General features: G+C 70.8%; 14 protein-coding genes and 3 tRNA genes. 5 read left to right on the forward strand and 12 right to left on the reverse strand.

The genetic code is table 11. From position 1 onward, the window contains the following. Positions 1-37: 37 nt before the first annotated feature. The gene (locus HHX37_RS16330) at positions 38-760 is read left to right on the forward strand and encodes an MgtC/SapB family protein (RefSeq protein WP_310738147.1); all 723 of its coding nucleotides are present in this window, start codon (positions 38-40) and stop codon (positions 758-760) included. A 45-nt stretch (positions 761-805) separates the two neighbouring features. On the opposite strand, the gene HHX37_RS16335 is transcribed toward HHX37_RS16330, so the two are convergent. From HHX37_RS16335 to HHX37_RS16355, 5 genes are all read right to left on the reverse strand, one after another. After that, on the reverse strand, positions 806-1783 hold the full coding sequence (locus HHX37_RS16335; protein ID WP_182885923.1) for an SDR family oxidoreductase: 978 nt from the start codon (positions 1781-1783) through the stop codon (positions 806-808). Continuing rightward, positions 1780-2217 carry a MerR family transcriptional regulator gene (locus HHX37_RS16340; protein WP_182885924.1) on the reverse strand — a complete coding sequence of 146 codons (438 nt, stop codon included), beginning with the start codon at positions 2215-2217 and terminating at the stop codon, positions 1780-1782. Before HHX37_RS16340 ends, HHX37_RS16335 begins: the two co-directional genes overlap by 4 nt. Positions 2218-2535: 318 nt before the next feature. Beyond that, positions 2536-2608: transfer RNA gene (locus HHX37_RS16345), tRNA-Glu, on the reverse strand. Positions 2609-2621: 13 nt separating this feature from the next. Continuing rightward, positions 2622-2694: transfer RNA gene (locus tag HHX37_RS16350), tRNA-Glu, on the reverse strand. A 43-nt stretch (positions 2695-2737) separates the two neighbouring features. After that, a tRNA-Gln gene (locus HHX37_RS16355) sits at positions 2738-2809 on the reverse strand. A gap of 184 nt (positions 2810-2993) precedes the next feature. On the opposite strand from HHX37_RS16355, the gene HHX37_RS16360 reads away from it, so the two are divergent. Beyond that, positions 2994-4976, forward strand: a complete 1983-nt coding sequence (locus HHX37_RS16360) for a M3 family metallopeptidase (RefSeq protein WP_182885925.1) — start codon at positions 2994-2996, stop codon at positions 4974-4976. 12 nt (positions 4977-4988) lie between these two features. Here HHX37_RS16360 and gltX read toward each other — a convergent pair whose 3' ends face one another. After that, entirely contained in the window at positions 4989-6362 is a 1374-nt protein-coding gene (gene gltX, locus HHX37_RS16365; protein ID WP_182881370.1) for a glutamate--tRNA ligase, read from the reverse strand. After that, entirely contained in the window at positions 6355-7125 is a 771-nt protein-coding gene (locus HHX37_RS16370) for a fumarylacetoacetate hydrolase family protein (RefSeq protein WP_182875380.1), read from the reverse strand. The genes gltX and HHX37_RS16370 overlap by 8 nt, the downstream gene beginning before the upstream one ends. 82 nt (positions 7126-7207) lie before the next feature. Here HHX37_RS16370 and HHX37_RS16375 point away from each other — a divergent pair, with 82 nt between their 5' ends. Next, positions 7208-7597 (forward strand): antibiotic biosynthesis monooxygenase, encoded by a 390-nt coding sequence (locus tag HHX37_RS16375; RefSeq protein WP_310738146.1) that lies wholly within the window; start codon positions 7208-7210, stop codon positions 7595-7597. A 48-nt stretch (positions 7598-7645) separates the two neighbouring features. On the opposite strand, the gene HHX37_RS16380 is transcribed toward HHX37_RS16375, so the two are convergent. Beyond that, positions 7646-8248: a cyanamide hydratase gene (locus HHX37_RS16380; protein ID WP_182885926.1), complete on the reverse strand. Its 603-nt coding sequence runs from the start codon at positions 8246-8248 to the stop codon at positions 7646-7648. 253 nt (positions 8249-8501) lie between these two features. On the opposite strand from HHX37_RS16380, the gene HHX37_RS16385 reads away from it, so the two are divergent. Next, on the forward strand, positions 8502-10178 hold the full coding sequence (locus HHX37_RS16385; protein WP_138463131.1) for a heparinase II/III domain-containing protein: 1677 nt from the start codon (positions 8502-8504) through the stop codon (positions 10176-10178). A gap of 26 nt (positions 10179-10204) precedes the next feature. Here the strand turns inward: HHX37_RS16385 and HHX37_RS16390 are convergent, their stop codons facing one another. The 4 genes from HHX37_RS16390 to cimA all read right to left on the reverse strand — a co-directional run bounded on the left by HHX37_RS16390 (position 10205) and on the right by cimA (position 14332). Beyond that, the gene (locus HHX37_RS16390) at positions 10205-10849 is read right to left on the reverse strand and encodes a DivIVA domain-containing protein (protein WP_310738145.1); all 645 of its coding nucleotides are present in this window, start codon (positions 10847-10849) and stop codon (positions 10205-10207) included. Next, positions 10846-11967, reverse strand: a complete 1122-nt coding sequence (locus HHX37_RS16395) for a globin domain-containing protein (protein WP_111698114.1) — start codon at positions 11965-11967, stop codon at positions 10846-10848. The genes HHX37_RS16390 and HHX37_RS16395 overlap by 4 nt, the downstream gene beginning before the upstream one ends. After that, positions 11968-12363: a group I truncated hemoglobin gene (locus HHX37_RS16400; protein WP_182881368.1), complete on the reverse strand. Its 396-nt coding sequence runs from the start codon at positions 12361-12363 to the stop codon at positions 11968-11970. Positions 12364-12757: 394 nt separating this feature from the next. Then, positions 12758-14332: a citramalate synthase gene (gene cimA, locus HHX37_RS16405; protein ID WP_111698112.1), complete on the reverse strand. Its 1575-nt coding sequence runs from the start codon at positions 14330-14332 to the stop codon at positions 12758-12760. Between the two features lie 348 nt (positions 14333-14680). On the opposite strand from cimA, the gene HHX37_RS16410 reads away from it, so the two are divergent. Continuing rightward, entirely contained in the window at positions 14681-15349 is a 669-nt protein-coding gene (locus HHX37_RS16410) for an O-methyltransferase (protein WP_182885927.1), read from the forward strand. Positions 15350-15370 lie beyond the last annotated feature (21 nt).

A 15370-nucleotide genomic window follows, 5' to 3' on the forward strand; every position in this document is an offset into this window, starting at 1 on the left:
CCGGCCGGTGGCCGGGGCCGGTCTTAGGCTGGTTTTCGTGACGCCCGTATCGCTGGCCGTGGAGGCGGTCCCGGAACTGGAGCAGGCGGTGGACCTCGGCATCGCGCTGGTGCTGTCGGCCGCCATCGGGGCGGAACGGGAGATCCGGCAGAAGAGCGCCGGGCTGCGCACGCACACACTCGTGGGGTTCGGGGCCGCGCTGTTCATGCTCGTGTCCAAGCACGGCTTCTCCGACGTCCTCGGTGAGCACGTCACACTCGATCCGTCCCGGGTGGCCGCCCAGATCATCTCCGGCATCGGTTTCATCGGCGGTGGACTGATCTTCGTGCGGCGCGACGCGGTGAAGGGACTGACCACCGCCGCCGCCGTCTGGCTCACCGCCGGTGTGGGCATGGCCGCGGGCGCCGGTCTGTGGCTGCTGGCCGCCCTGGCGACCGTGGGGCACTTCGTCGTGATGCTCGGGCTCACCCCGCTGGCCGCCCGGTTCCCCCGCTCCCGGCACACGCCGTATGCCCTGACGCTGTCCTACGTCGACGGCCGCGGCGCGTTCTCCCGGATCCTGACCGAGTGCGGCGCACGCGACTTCGCCGTGAGCGAGCTGTCGCTCGAACAGCCCGGCGAACTCCGCGAGGGCCGTACGGTCACCGTCTCCATGACGGTCCACGGCCCCGGCTCGATCGGCGACCTCACCGCCGCGCTCGCCGGCATCGACGGCGTGCTGACCGTCTCCAGCCTGGACGCCGGCGCCCGGCATCTCTAGGGCACGACACGGAACCCGGGCCGTGCGTCCGCGGCTCTCGCGCCGTCAGCTCTCCGCCTCCAGCAGACCGAGCTCGCGCAGGCTCTCGGCCGTCTGCACGATCGCCGTCTCGGCGGGGCGCGGACGCCATCCGAGCTCGTCGCGGGCTCGATCGTTGTGGATGACCGGCCGTGGCGGTTCGTCCCCCGGCGCCTCCCGCGTCGGAACCCGTGCGGCGAGCGTACCGAGCCGCCGGCGCAGGATCTCGGCCACCTCCAGAAAGCTCAGCACCGGACCGTCGGCGACGGCCAGGAAGCGCTTGCCCGCGGCCTCGGGCGCGGCCATGGCGCGGATGTGCAGGTCGGCCACGTCGCGCACGTCGACGACGCCGAAGCGCTGCCGGGGCGCGACGCTCATGCTCCCGTCGAGCATCGCCTTGACCAGCTGGGTCGAGGAGCGCAGGCCGGTCGTCAGGGTAGGCCCGAGGATGGCGGTCGGGTTGACCACGACGAGTTCGGTGTCGCCGCCTTCGCGCTTCGTCCAGTCCCACGCGGCCCGCTCGGCGATCGTCTTCGAGCGTGGGTAGGGCGCCAGCCCCGGCATGTCGGGGTCGGTCCAGTCGGCCTCGGTGAACTCGGCGCCGGGCTTGGGGGTGTATCCGACCGCGGCGAAGGACGAGGTGAGCACGACGCGCCGGACGCCCGCGTCCCGCGCGGCGCGCAGCACCCGCAACGCACCGTCACGGGCGGGGACGATCAGCTCGTCGGGGTCCTCCGGCTGGACGACGGGGATGGGCGACGCGACGTGATGGACCTCGTCGCAACCCGCCAGCGCGGCGGCCCACCCGTCGTCGGTCGTCAGCTCCGCGGCGACGACTTCCAAGCCGGCGTCGTCGGCACCGCCGCGACGCACCGCCGCGCGCAGCTCCGCCTCGCGGGCCGCCGAGCGCGCCGTGGCACGCACCTCGCCACCGGCCCGCAGCAGCGCGGCGACCAGATGCGTGCCCAGGTAACCGGACCCGCCGGTGACCAGAACCCGGCTCATCGCGGCAGCTCCAGACGGCCCACCGCGTCCACGACTCGCCGCATCGCCTCGGCCTCCGCGCCGGCGTCGCCCCGGTCGCGGGCGTCCCACAGATCCGCCTTCTCGCGCAGGTAGCCGAGCCGCGCCCGCTGAGCGGAGATCTCGGCCTCGATCCGCTCGGCCTGTCGCAGCAGCAGGTCGCGCTGCTCCGCCGCCGCGGCCCGCCCGCGCGTGCGGTTGGCCAGGTAGGTACGCATGGCCTCGATGCCCATGCCGACCGCGCGAAGGCAGGCCAGCACCTCGATCACCTCAAGGTCCTCGTCCTGGTAGCGGCGATGTCCGCTGCTCTCGTCACGGCCGATCGGCCCGACCAGCCCGGCCTCTTCGTAGTAGCGCAGCGTCGGCTCACTCAGCCCGCTGTGCCGGGAAACGTCCTGGATGGTGAAGCTCGTCATGCGCCCAGCAGAACATCCCTCAAGCGCTTGAAGTCAACCGCGGACCGTCGGTCCCTTGTAACGACGAAACCCCCGGCACGGGGAGGTGCCGAGGGTTTCGGTGAGGTAGCCCCGACCGGATTCGCGCCCGCACTGCGGGCCATGAACAGGGTGCGGCGTCCTCGTAACGACGAAACCCCCGGCACGGGGAGGTGCCGAGGGTTTCGGAGAGGTAGCCCCGACCGGATTCGCGCCCGCACTGCGGGCCATGAACAGGGTGCGGCGTCCTCGTAACGACGAAACCCCCGGCACGGGGAGGTGCCGAGGGTTTCGGTGAGGTAGCCCCGACCGGATTCGAACCGGCGCTACCGCCTTGAGAGGGCGGCGTCCTAGGCCACTAGACGACGGAGCCGAGTGCAGTGAAGTAGTCCCGAGCGGATTCGAACCGCCGTTACCGCCTTGAGAGGGCGGCGTCCTAGGCCACTAGACGACGGGACCATGCACTGCGCTGCTTCCAGCAGAATCCCTTGGGGGGATCCAGCTGGGGTACCAGGACTCGAACCTAGACTAACGGAGCCAGAATCCGTCGGGCTGCCAATTACCCCATACCCCATCTGCTCGCGGGGGCCTCGCGGCTCCCGCTTGCGACTCCGAAAGGATAGCCCAGCTTGCGACCCACTACCAAAACGATTGCGGCGCGCCCCGCGATCTCGTGATCCGATCCTCCCGGGCGAAGGCTCCGGCGCTTCTGTGCGAGGCTGGGACAAACGCCAGCGCCACGTGAGGAGCCGCCCGCCATGACCTCGGCCGCGAACCCCTTCCTCAGCCCCAGCGACCTGCCGTACGGGCTGCCTCCGTTCGAGGAGATCAGGGAGGAGCACTACGCGCCGGCGTTCGAGCAGGGCATGGCCGAGCACCTCGCGGAGGTCGAGGCGATCGCCGCGAATCCGGAGCCTCCGACGTTCGAGAACACCATCGAGGCGATGGAGAGGTCGGGCGGGCTGCTCGACCGCGTCTCGGCGGTGTTCTTCAACCAGGCGTCGTCCGACACCACTCCGGGCGTGCAGGAGATCCAGCAGGCCGTCACGCCCAGGCTCGCCCAGCACGCCGACGCGATCCACCTCGACCGGAGGCTGTTCGAGCGCGTCCAGGCGGTCGAGGCGGCCGACGAGGAGCAGCGGTGGCTGCTGAAGCGCTACCTCACCGACTTCACCCGCGCGGGCGCCACGCTTGACAAGCGTGACCAGGACCGGCTCAGGGAGATCAACGAGCGGCTCTCGGCCCTCGGGACCACGTTCCAGCAGAACCTGCTCGCCGACACCAACGAGCGCGCGGTGGTGGTCGAGGACGTCGCCGAGCTCGACGGGCTCTCGCCGGACGCCGTCCAGGCGCTCGCCGACCAGGCCGGGGAGCGCGGCCTGCACGGCAGCTACCTGATCTCGCTGGTCCTGCCCACCGGTCAGCCCGCCCTGGCCGAGCTGACCGACCGGTCCCTGCGCGAGCGGATCTACCGCGCCTCCGCCGGACGCGGCGCCGGGAACGCCGGCCTCATCAGGGAGATGGCCGCCCTGCGCCGGGAGCGGGCGCGGCTGCTCGGCTACGAGAACCACGCGGAGTACGTCCTGGCCGACCAGACCGCGGGCACGACGCGGGCCGTGACCGAGATGCTGGACCGGCTCGTGCCGCCCGCCGTGGCCAACGCCCGCAAGGAGCAGGCCGACCTGGAGGAGATCGCCGGGCACCCGATCGAGCCGTGGGACTGGGCGTTCTACGCGGAGAAGGTGCGCAAGGCCCGCCACGACATCGACAGCCGCCGCATGCGGCCGTACTTCGAGCTGAACACCGTGCTGGAGAAGGGCGTCTTCAACGCGGCGACGCGCCTCTACGGCGTCACCTTCCACGAGCGCCCGGACCTGCGGGGCTACCACCCGGAGGTGCGGGTCTTCGAGGTGCGGGACGAGGACGGCTCGCCGCTGGGCCTGTTCCTGGGCGACTTCCACACCAGGGCGTCCAAGCGGGGCGGGGCGTGGATGAACAGCCTCGTGAAGCAGTCGGGCCTGGAGGGCACCCGGCCGGTGGTGGTCAACAACCTCAACATCGTCAGGGGCGAGCCGACCCTCATGACGTTCGACGAGGTCAACACGATGTTCCACGAGTTCGGGCACGCGCTGCACGGCCTGTTCTCCGACGTGCGGTTCCCCCGGTTCTCCGGTACGGCCGTGCCGCGCGACTTCGTGGAGTATCCCTCGCAGGTCAACGAGATGTGGGCGACGCATCCGGAGATCCTGGCGGAGTACGCGCGGCACCACGAGACGGGCGAGCCGATGCCGCGCGACCTCGTCGACCGGATGCTGGAGACCCAGAAGTTCGGCCAGGGCTTCGCCACACTGGAGTACCTCGCCGCGACCCTGCTCGACTGGGCCTGGCACACGGCGTACGACGGCGACGAAGACGTGGAGGAGTTCGAGCGGCGGGCGCTCAGGGACGCCGGGGTGGACCTGCCCGCCGTCCCGCCGAGGTACCGCAGCACGTACTTCGCCCACATCTGGGCGGGCGGCTACAGCGCCGGCTACTACTCCTACATCTGGAGCGAAGTGCTCGACGCCGACACGGTCGAGTGGTTCGGCGAGAACGGCGGGCTGCGCCGGGAGAACGGGGACGCCTTCCGTGCGGCCCTGCTCTCCCGGGGCGGCAGCGTGGACTCGATGGCGGCGTTCCGGGCCTTCCGCGGCCGGGACCCGGAGATCGCCCCTCTCCTCGACCGCCGCGGCCTCCGCTGATCCCTCAGGGGATCAGGACGCGCCCTGGAGGCGGGTGAGGGCGGCGCGGAGGCGGTCGAGCGAACGCTCCCGGCCGAGCACCTCGATCGACTCGAAGAGCGGCAGGCCCACGGTCCGGCCGGTGATCGCCACCCGGACCGGCGCCTGCGCCTTGCCGAGCTTGAGGCCGTGGGCGAGGCCCACCTCCTCCAGCGCGGTCTTCAGCGAGTCGGGGTCCCAGCTCACCGTCTCCAGGCGCTCGGCGTACCCGGCGAGGATCGCGTCCGCCCCCGGCTTCATCGCCTTGTCCCAGGACTGCTGGTCGAAGACGGGCTCGTCCAGGAACAGGAAGTCGACGTTGGCGGTGACCTCCGACAGCACCGCGACCCGGGTCTGCACCAGGTCGGCCACGCGGGCGAACACGTCGCTGTCCCAGGACGGGTCGAGCCACGGCTCGCAGCGGGCGGCGAACACCTCGCGGGGCAGCGCCCGGATGTACTCGCCGTTGAAGGCCCGCAGCTTCTTCTCGTCGAAGAACGCCGGGGCCTGGTTCACGTCCTCCAGCCGGAACAGCGGCATCATCTCCGACCACGGCATGATCTCGCGGTCGTCGCCCGGCCCCCAGCCGAGCAGCATCAGGTAGTTGACCATCGCCTCGGCGAGGTAGCCCTCGTCGCGGTAGGACTCCAGGGCGACCTTGTCACGCCGCTTGGACAGCTTCTGCCGCTTCTCGTTGACGATCACGGGCACGTGCGCCCAGACCGGCGGCTCGGCGCCGAGCGCCCGCCACAGCAACTGCTGCTTGGGCGTGTTCGACAGGTGCTCCTCGGCGCGGACCACGTGGTCGATCCGCATCTCCATGTCGTCGACCACGTTGGCGAGGATGAACAGCGGCGAGCCGTCCCCCCGGACGATGACGAAGTCCTCCATTGCGGCGTTCGGGAACTCCACCCGCCCACGGACCTTGTCGTCCACGACCGTCACGCCCTCGTCGGGCGTGCGGAACCGCACGGCGCCCTCGGTCAGGCCGAGGTCGCGGCAGTGCCCGTCGTAGCCCTGGTGCTCGGAGCCGGTCCTGGCCTTCACGTCGTCCCGCGTGCAGGTGCAGTGGTAGGCCTTGCCGTCCTTGAGCAGCTTCGCGGCCGCCTCGCGGTGCTGCTGCTCGTACGCCGACTGGAAGTAGGGCCCCTCGAACCGGGGCGAGTCGCCGTTGATGCCGATCCAGGCGAGGGCCGAGATGATGCCCTCGGTCCATTCCGGCCGGTTGCGCGCGGCGTCCGTGTCCTCGATGCGCAGCACGAACGTGCCGCCGGACCGCTCGGCGATCGCCCAGTTGAAAAGCGCCGAACGAGCGCCACCGACGTGGAACATGCCGGTGGGCGAAGGGGCGAAGCGCACCCTAGTCACGTGAGATCACCCGGTTAGTGAGAGTTCCGATTCCTTCGATGGAGACCCCGACCTCGTCGCCGACGGACATCGGGCCCACCCCGGCGGGGGTGCCGGTCAGGATGACGTCGCCGGGCAGCAGGGTCATGACCGCGCTCACGTACGCGACGAGCGCGGGGATGTCGTGCAGCAGGAGGGAGGTGCGGGCGCTCTGCCTGACCTCGCCGTTGAGCGTGGTCGTGATCGCCAGGTCGGCCGGGTCGAGCTCGGTCTCGATCCAGGGGCCGAGCGGGCAGAACGTGTCGAAGCCCTTGGCCCTGGCCCACTGGCCGTCCCTGGCCTGCAGGTCGCGTGCGGTCACGTCGTTCGCACAGGTGTAGCCGAAGATCACCTCACCGGCCCGCTCGGCCGGCACGTCGCGGCAGAGCCGGCCGATCACCACGGCGAGCTCGCCCTCGAAGTCGACCCGCTCCGACAGCTTCCCCGGGTACGCGATCGCCTCCGACGGCCCGATCACGGTCGTGTTGGGCTTGAGGAACACGACCGGCTCGGCCGGGGGCTCGCCGCCCATCTCCCTGGCGTGGTCGGCGTAGTTCTTGCCGATTGCGATGATCTTGCTGGGCAACATGGGGGCGACCAGGCGGACCTCGGCCAGCGGGAACCGCTCACCGGTGAACTCCACCCCGTGGAAGGGGTGCCCGCCGATCCTGGCGATGACCTGCTCGCCCTCTTCCACCACGCCGAAGGCGACCTGGTCGCCCATCGAGAACCTCGCGATACGCACGTCACGAGCCTAGTGGGGTACGCCCAATGGACGTGCTTAAGGTGGTCTGCTGTCGGATGAAGTCGAGCGTACGGGAGTCGATGTGCCTTCGGTCGTGAAGATCAACGTGCTGACGGTGCCCGAGGAGATGCGGCGCGAACTGGAGCAGCGGTTCGCGGGCCGGGCCGGGATGGTGGAGTCCGCCGACGGGTTCGAGTGGTTCGAGCTGCTGCGGCCGGTCGAGGGCGGCGACCGCTACCTGGTCTACACCCGCTGGCGCAGCGAGGAGGACTTCCGGCGCTGGCAGGAGAGCCAGGCGTTCCAGGCGGGACACGCGCGGGCCGCGGCCGAGGCCGCCGCACAGGGGGAGAACCAGGGCCACGGACACGGGCACGGGCAGGGTCACGGCCACGGGCACGGCGGTCCCGCCGCGACCGGCTCCGAGCTGTGGTCCTTCGAGGTGGTCGAGAGCGCCGGGCCCAAGGAGGGCTGACCCGGCCGGGCCGCCCGGTCGCACCGGGCGGCCGGCCAGGCGGCGGGATCAGGCGTCCAGGGGGTCGGCGTCCAGGGGGTTGGCGGCGATCCGGGCGCCGACGCCGCCGTCGACGGAGCGGGCCGCCGCGCAGCCCGGCTTGCGCCGCGCCTGCTCCTCGAAGGCGGCCAGGAACTCCGCGCCGAACCCGAGCCGGGGATAGCGGCTCAGCACGGCGGCCCGGGCGTCCCCCGGGAACTCCCCGGGCCGCCGCCCGGACACGTCCCAGGACGTGGCGACCTGCAGGAGGTGCGACTCGGGGTCCTCCGACGCGGAGACGTCGTCGCGCATGTGCAGGACGATGATCTCCTCGGCCCGCGCGGCCCGCTCCGCCGGCCATCCCGCCGCCAGGCCGAAGACCCAGGCGAGACGTCCTCCCGCCTCCTCGAACGGCACGCGGTGGCTGTCGAACGTCTCGGTCAGCCCGGCGTCGTGCAGCAGGGACGACACGTAGTACATCTCGTCGTCGAAGCCGATCCCGTGCGCGCGAGCGTACCCGGCGCCCCACAGGTAGGACCTGATCGAGTGGTTGAGCAGCGCGGGCGGGCAGAACCTGGTCGCCGTGGCCAGCGCCGCCGCGGCGGCGGGAGTCTCGGGGAACGGTGCGAGCATGGCGACCAGGCTGGCAGACCCCGTCCGGGACGCACGAGCGGCCGGACGGCCGTTTCGCGCAAGGATCCGGCCAAGGACGGCAGGGCGCGTTCGCCACGGTGAGCGACGACGGAGGTACGGCGGGGCGATCACCGGGTGACGGCAGGGCGAAGACCGAGGTCAGTTGCGTAGTTGTGATCAAAGCGGCTTGACCAGATCATCAAAAACCGGACAGCATGGCGCACCCCTGCCCTGAATCCCGGAAGGAACCGGCGTGCCCCGCCGCCTCACCGCCCTCCTCCTGTCGGCCGCGCTCCCCCTGAGCGCGCTCGCCGCCACGACGGCCGTGCCCGCCGCGGCCCGGACGCCGCAGCGCACGCCGGAGTGCCAGGGGGACTGGCTGCCCGCCACCCCCACCTCCCCCGACATCATGAACGGCAGGCTGTCCTTCCTCGCTCTCCCCGCCGTCACCGTGGGCAAGGACGTCAACTGGCGCCTGGACCCGTACCGGAACCGGTCCTGGCAGATGGTGTTCCAGTCGCTGCGGTGGATGGGCCGGCTCGTGGCCGACTACGAGTCGACGGGCAAGACCGACTACCTCGACCGGGCCGTCGAGATCGCCAGGGACTGGGTCGCGGACAACCCGTACGGCGGCCGGACGACCGCCAGGTACGCCTGGGCCGAGCATCCCATCGCGCTGCGCGCCCCGGCCCTGGTGTGCCTGAGCAGGTACGTGAAGGAGCGCTGGCTCACGTCGAGCCTCGCCCTGCACGCGAAGCTGCTGGCGGACCCCAAGCACTACGAACTCGGCCACAACCACGGGCTCGACCAGGACATCGGCCTGCTGCGCATCGGCTGCCGCTACGGCAACCCGGCGTGGAAGAACCTCGCCGTACGCCGGATGGTCAAGTCGATGACGCTCGACATCGACGGGCAGGGCGCCCTGCGCGAGCAGGCGCCGCGCTACGCGATCTACGTGCACGACCGGCTCAGGGTGGCGGTCGACACGATCAAGGACTGCGGGATGAAGGTGCCCGCGGCGCTGGCGAGCCGCTGGGAGAGCCTGCCCCGGCACATCAGCGCCGCGACCCAGCCGAACGGCTACATGGTGCCGATCGGCGACGGGCCCGCGGACGTCCAGCCCGCCGCGTTCGACCACGCCGACGCCACCGTGCAGGTCTTCGACGCGGGATACGTCTTCGGCCGTACGGCCTGGGCCGACCCGCAGTCGGCCTACTACTCGATCCGGTTCGGCCCGGCGCTGAAGTTCCACGGCCACGAGGACCACATGGGCGTCACCTACTACGCCCAGGGCCGCTCGATCCTCACGGAGGCGGGCTTCCACTCCTACGAGAACACGCCGTACCGGCGGTGGACGCTGAGCCCGGAGGCCCACAACGTGCCGGTCCTCGTGGGCCGGAGGTTCCGGGGGCACACCCCCACCAAGCTCGTGCGCCGGTCGCTGGACAAGGAACGGCAGTCGTTCACGTTCACCGACCGGGCGTACGGCGTGGCGCGCACGCGGTCGGTGCTGGTCAGCCATCACCAGGACGTGATGGCGGTGCTCGACGGCGGCGGCGGCAAGCTGCGCAACCTGTGGCACCTCGCCCCGGACCTGAAGGTCGTGTCGAACGCGGGCGGCCGGGTGGTGGTCGCCGACGGCGGGTGGAAGGCGTCGATCGTCCAGCTCGCGATGCCGTCGTGCCGGCCGGTCGGAGGCCAGCGGGTGGTGCGCGGGCGGACCTCGCCCTACCAGGGCTGGATCTCGCCGGGATACATGCGCAAGGAGCCCGCCGGCGTGATCGTCTCGCCCGTGGCCCGCTCGCTGCTGACCGTGGTGGTGCCCGGGACCGACCGGCCGGATGTCACCTGCTCGGGACGCACGCTGATCGTGCACACTCCGGCCGGTCCGGTCACGCTGCGCACGAGTTCGTCCGGCACGCTGTCGTAGCCCTCCCCCTGGGGGCCGGCGGGCGGCTACCCGTAGACCGAAGGGGAGCCGGCCGCGACCTGCTTGGCCTTGTCCGGCACGTGGCCGAGCTTGCCGACCTCGTTGGCGAGCCCCTCCAGGACCGCGCGCAACTGCACCTGCGTGACGTCGGCGAACGTACGCAGGTAGGCGATCCGGCGCTCCAGCTCCTCTGCCTCGGCACTCTGGACCCCGTCGCCCGCGCGGTAGGCGCCGACCGCCTGGTTGGCCGCCTCCTCCGCCTGGCGCTGCGCCTCCGTCAGCATCTCCTCGTACTGCTGGCGGGCCTGGCCGACGATCCGCCGGGCGTAGTCCTCCGCCTCGGCGATCTGGGCGTCGGCGGTCTGCTGCGCGCGGGAGAGGATGTTGATCGCGTCGACGCTCGGGGTCTGCGGCCCGGTGGCCTGCTCGGGGTTGAGGCCGTGCTCCTTGTACCACTGCTTCATGCGGTCGATGTACGCCCGCAGGTCCGCCTTCTCCTTGTCGCTGGCGGCCATGTCGTCCGCGACCCGGTACAGGAACGCCCGGACCTCGTCCTCGCTGTAGCCACGGCGCCCAAGGGGGGTGCGCGTGAACTCGTGCTTGCGTACCCGATCCGGGGTGAGGGGCTGGCGCTCACCCGCCGGGCTTCCCCAAGGCATCTCCGCCGTCATGACTCCCGACCTCTGTCGCTCGTGAACTCGTCGAAGTGGATCTGCTCGGACGGCACGCCGGCGTCCAGCAGCCGTCCGTTCGTGGCCTGCACCATCTCCTCCGAGCCGCAGACGAAGACGTGCTGGCCACGCCATCCCTGTAACGCGACGTCCACGGCGTATCCGCGGGTGCCCCGGTAGAACGGGTCGTGGGAGACGACCGGGACGACGTTGAGCCAGGGGTGCTCGGCCGCCATCTTGCCCAGCGCCTCCAGGTCGTACAAGTCCCTCGACGTACGGGCGCCGACGACGAGGTCCACCCTGCGCGACGGGCCCTCGAAGGCGATCTGCTCCACCAGGGCCTTGAGCGGCGCGAGGCCGGTGCCGCCCGCGATCATGAGCAGGTCGCCCTGGACCTCCGGGGCGAGCGTCAGCCGTTCGCCCACGGCCGCGCCGACGCGCAGGACGTCGCCGCGGCGCGCGCCCATCACCAGTGCGGAGCTGAGCGCGCCGCCGTCGACCATGCGTACGTGCAGGTCGATGGTGTTGTCCTGGCGCGGGGCGTTGGCGAACGAGTAGAACCGCCAGATGCGCGGCCGCATGGAGTAGGAGATCGACGCCGACTGTCCCGGGCGGAAGGGGTACTGGTAGTTCAGCCGCGCCCGGATGACGGCGATGTCGAGCGTGCGGTTCTCCTGGCCGATGATCTCGGCCTCCCACCACGGCGGGGACACCTTCGCGGCCTCGTTGGACGCCTCGACCATCACCTGGGCGACCAGGTTGTAGGCCTGCGTCCAGTCGTGCGCGAGAGCGGGGGTCCACCGGTCGCCGAGGAAGTGTTCGAGCGTGGCGAGCAGGGCCTGGCCGACGGCGGGGTAGTGCGCGGCGGTCACCGCGAACTTGCGGTGGTCGCGGCCGAGCTGCTGGAGGAACGGGACGACGTCCTCCACCTGGTCGACGTTGCTGACGACGTGCCCGAGCGCGCCCACGAGCCGGTCGCGCTGACGCGCCATGGACACGGGGAACATGTCCCGCACGTCCGGATTCATCAGGAAAAGAACGGAGTAGAAGTACAGCGGCACCTGGTCACCCGAACGGGAGACGAGGTGCCAGCTGTCCTTGAGAGCCTGCGTGTCCACTCAGCCGGCCGTTTCCGCCGTCGTATCCGAGGGGCCGGCCACGATGGACGGCTTCACCTTGCCCAGCACCAGGCCGACGTCACGCAGGATGTCCTCGCCGACGCCGCCCGCCTCCAGGACGGCGAACAGGTGCTCGCCGACCTTGTCGTAGTGCTCGGACGTGACGCCCATGCCGGCGTGCGCCTCTCCGAGGTCACGGCCCTCGTACGGCTCCGGGCCGCCGAGGACGGAGCACAGCAGCACGACCATGTGCCGCTTCAGCCTGGGCATGTCGATGCCGGCGAAGTACGGCTTCAGGTCGTCGTCGGCGAGCACGCGCACGTAGAAGGCGTCGACGACGTCGCGCACGACCGGCGCGCCACCGATCTGGTCGTAGTAAGACGGCGAGGTGATCACAAGACCCTCCCATTCCGGGTGTGCCAGCGAGGGGATGACTGATGCCCGAAAAGTGTTCGAACCAAAGCAGTCACGTGGCTGGTCATGGTGATGGACGTGGCTCGGCTCTCGCGACACCGGCCGCTCCCGGGGGGACGATCAGAAGCCGGGCAGGTCGCGACAGCACGGGGTTCGGTGCGCAGATGCTTCTTGCCGTCACCCTCCGTTGAGCCAGAGCATGGACGCTGAGGCTGGAACCGTGGCCGGGATCGCCGTCATGGCGAAGACCGCCTCAGGAGCTTCGCCTATCTAAGCACTAAGTAGACCAAATGTCACTAAAACCACAGACGTTCTCTCACGTCTCGTGAGCATCCGGTCGCAATCCGGTCATCCCGGCCCGTCGGGCGCCGCGGGATCAGGCGCTGTGGCCGGCCCGCAGCAGACCATAGGTCACCGCCTGCTCCAGCGCCTGCCAGGACGCCTCGATGACGTTCTCCGCGACACCGACCGTGGCCCACTCGCCGGTCGCGTCGCTGGAGGTGATCAGCACCCGCGTCACCGCGTCCGTGCCGTGGGTGCCTTCGAGGATCCGCACCTTGAAGTCGATCAGCTCGACCTCGGCCAGCTCAGGGTACAGCTTCTCCAGGCCGAGTCGCACCGCGCGGTCGAGCGCGTTCACCGGGCCGTTGCCCTCGCCGGTCGCGACGATCCGCTCCCCCTTGGCGTGCAGCTTCACCGTCGCCTCGCTGACCACGTCGCCGCCCGGCCGGCGCTCGACGATGACCCGCCACGACTCGACCGTGAAGTGGCGCCGGTTCCCGCCCTCGACCATGTCGCGCAGCAGCAGCTCGAAGGACGCGTCGGCGGCGTCGAACGTGTGCCCCTTGGCCTCCAGCTCCTTCACCCGCTCGACCAGCCACCGCGACTGGTCGCCGCTGAGCTCGTAACCCAGCTCGCGGCCCTTGAGCTCGACCGAGGCCCGGCCGGCCATGTCGGAGACGAGCATGCGCATGTCGTTGCCGACCTGGGCGGGGTCGATGTGCTGGTAGAGGTTCGGGTCCACCTTGATCGCGGAGGCGTGCAGGCCCGCCTTGTGCGCGAAGGCCGACATGCCGACGTACGGCTGATGGGAGTTGGGCGTGACGTTGGTGACCTCGGTGATCGCGTGCGCGATGCGGGTCATGTCGCGGAGCGACTGCGGCGGCACCAGGTCGAAACCCCGCTTGAGCTGGAGGTTCGCGACCACGGTGAACAGGTTGGCGTTGCCGGAGCGCTCGCCGTACCCGTTGGCGCAGCCCTGCACGTGGGTGGCGCCGGCCCTGACCGCGGCGAGGGTGTTGGCGACCGCGCAGCCCGTGTCGTCGTGGCAGTGGATGCCGACGCGGGCCCCCGTGCCGACCGCGTCGTGCACCACGTCGGCCAGCTCGTCGGGGAGCATGCCGCCGTTGGTGTCGCACAGCGCGATCACCGAGGCCCCCGCCTCCGCCGCCGTGCGCAGCACCTCCAGCGCGTACGCGGGATTCGACCGGTAGCCGTCGAAGAAGTGCTCGGCGTCGAGGAAGACCCGCTGGCCCTCCGTGACCAGGTGGGAGACCGTGTCGCGGACCATCGCGAGGTTCTCCTCCAGCGTGGTCCGCAGGGCCAGTTCGACGTGCCGGTCGTGACTCTTGGCGACAAGCGTCACGACCGGCGCGCCGGATTCGCGCAGCGCGGCCACCAGAGGGTCGTCGGCGGCCTTCAGGCCCGCCCGGCGGGTCGCGCCGAAAGCGGCGAGCTGCGCGTGCTTCAGGTCGAGCTCGGTCTGAGCCCGCCGGAAGAACTCGGTGTCCTTGGGGTTGGCGCCCGGCCAGCCGCCCTCGATGAAGCCGACTCCGAGGCCGTCCAGGTGCCGCGCGATGGCCAGCTTGTCGGCGACGCTCAGGTTGAGCCCCTCCTGCTGGGCCCCGTCGCGGAGCGTCGTGTCGTACACGTGGAAGCGGTCGTCGGCCATCTCTGTGTCTCCTTCGCGGGGTCGCGTGTCTCGCCGCGCGCTATGTTCACCGGGCTGTGTTCGTCGGCCTATTCGTTGGCCTGGGTTCGTTGGCCTGTGTTCACGGAACTGTCTTCGCCGACCTGTTCACCGGTGCGGGGCCCAAACAAAAAGACCCCTCACGGACGTGAGAGGTCTGCGCGCCGGCGATGTCCTTCAGCCGGCGCGCCTGCCGATAATGAGCAGACCGTTGTTCATGGTGCTCAGCAGTTTGCCACAGCCGGTCACCCTCTGGCACATCGATCTCATCCTACGAGATGTGCGCGAGTGTCCGGCCAGCTCAGCGGGTCACGGCCTAGAGTGATCACCATGAAGGCCGCCGAATTCATCACGCCCGCCGTCGCCGAGTACGCCGCCGCCTACACCACCCCGCCCGACGCCCTGCTCGCCGAACTGGCGGAGGAGACCCGCCGGCTGATGGGCGACCGCAGCACCATGCAGATCGCCCCGGAGCAGGGCACCCTGCTCACCCTGCTCGTCCAGCTCAGCGGTGCCCGGCTTGCCGTCGAGGTGGGGACCTTCACCGGGTACTCCTCCATCTGCATCGCCAGAGGGCTGCCCGCCGACGGCCGGTTGATCGCCTGCGACGTGAGCGAGGAGTGGACCTCCGTGGCCCGGCGTTACTGGGCGAAGGAGGGGCTCGACGGCCGCGTCGAGCTGCGCCTCGGCCCGGCCGCCGACACGCTGCGGGCGATGCCCACGGACGAGCACATCGACTTCGCCTTCATCGACGCCGACAAGGCGGGTTATCCCGTCTACTACGAGGAGGTCCTGACCCGGCTGCGGCCCGGCGGCCTGATCGCGGTGGACAACACGCTCCAGCACGGTGCGATCACCGACCCCGCCGCGGGCGGCAACGTCCCGGCGATGCGGGAGTTCAACGCCCTGGTGGCGCGTGACGAGAGGGTCACCAGCGTGCTGCTGCCCGTCGCCGACGGGCTCACCCTCATCCGGAAGCACGCCGGCGGCACCCGCTGATCGGAACGCGGAACCGCGTCC

It is taken from the genome of Microbispora sp. H10885 (assembly GCF_014161415.1).
Classification (GTDB): domain Bacteria; phylum Actinomycetota; class Actinomycetes; order Streptosporangiales; family Streptosporangiaceae; genus Microbispora; species Microbispora triticiradicis.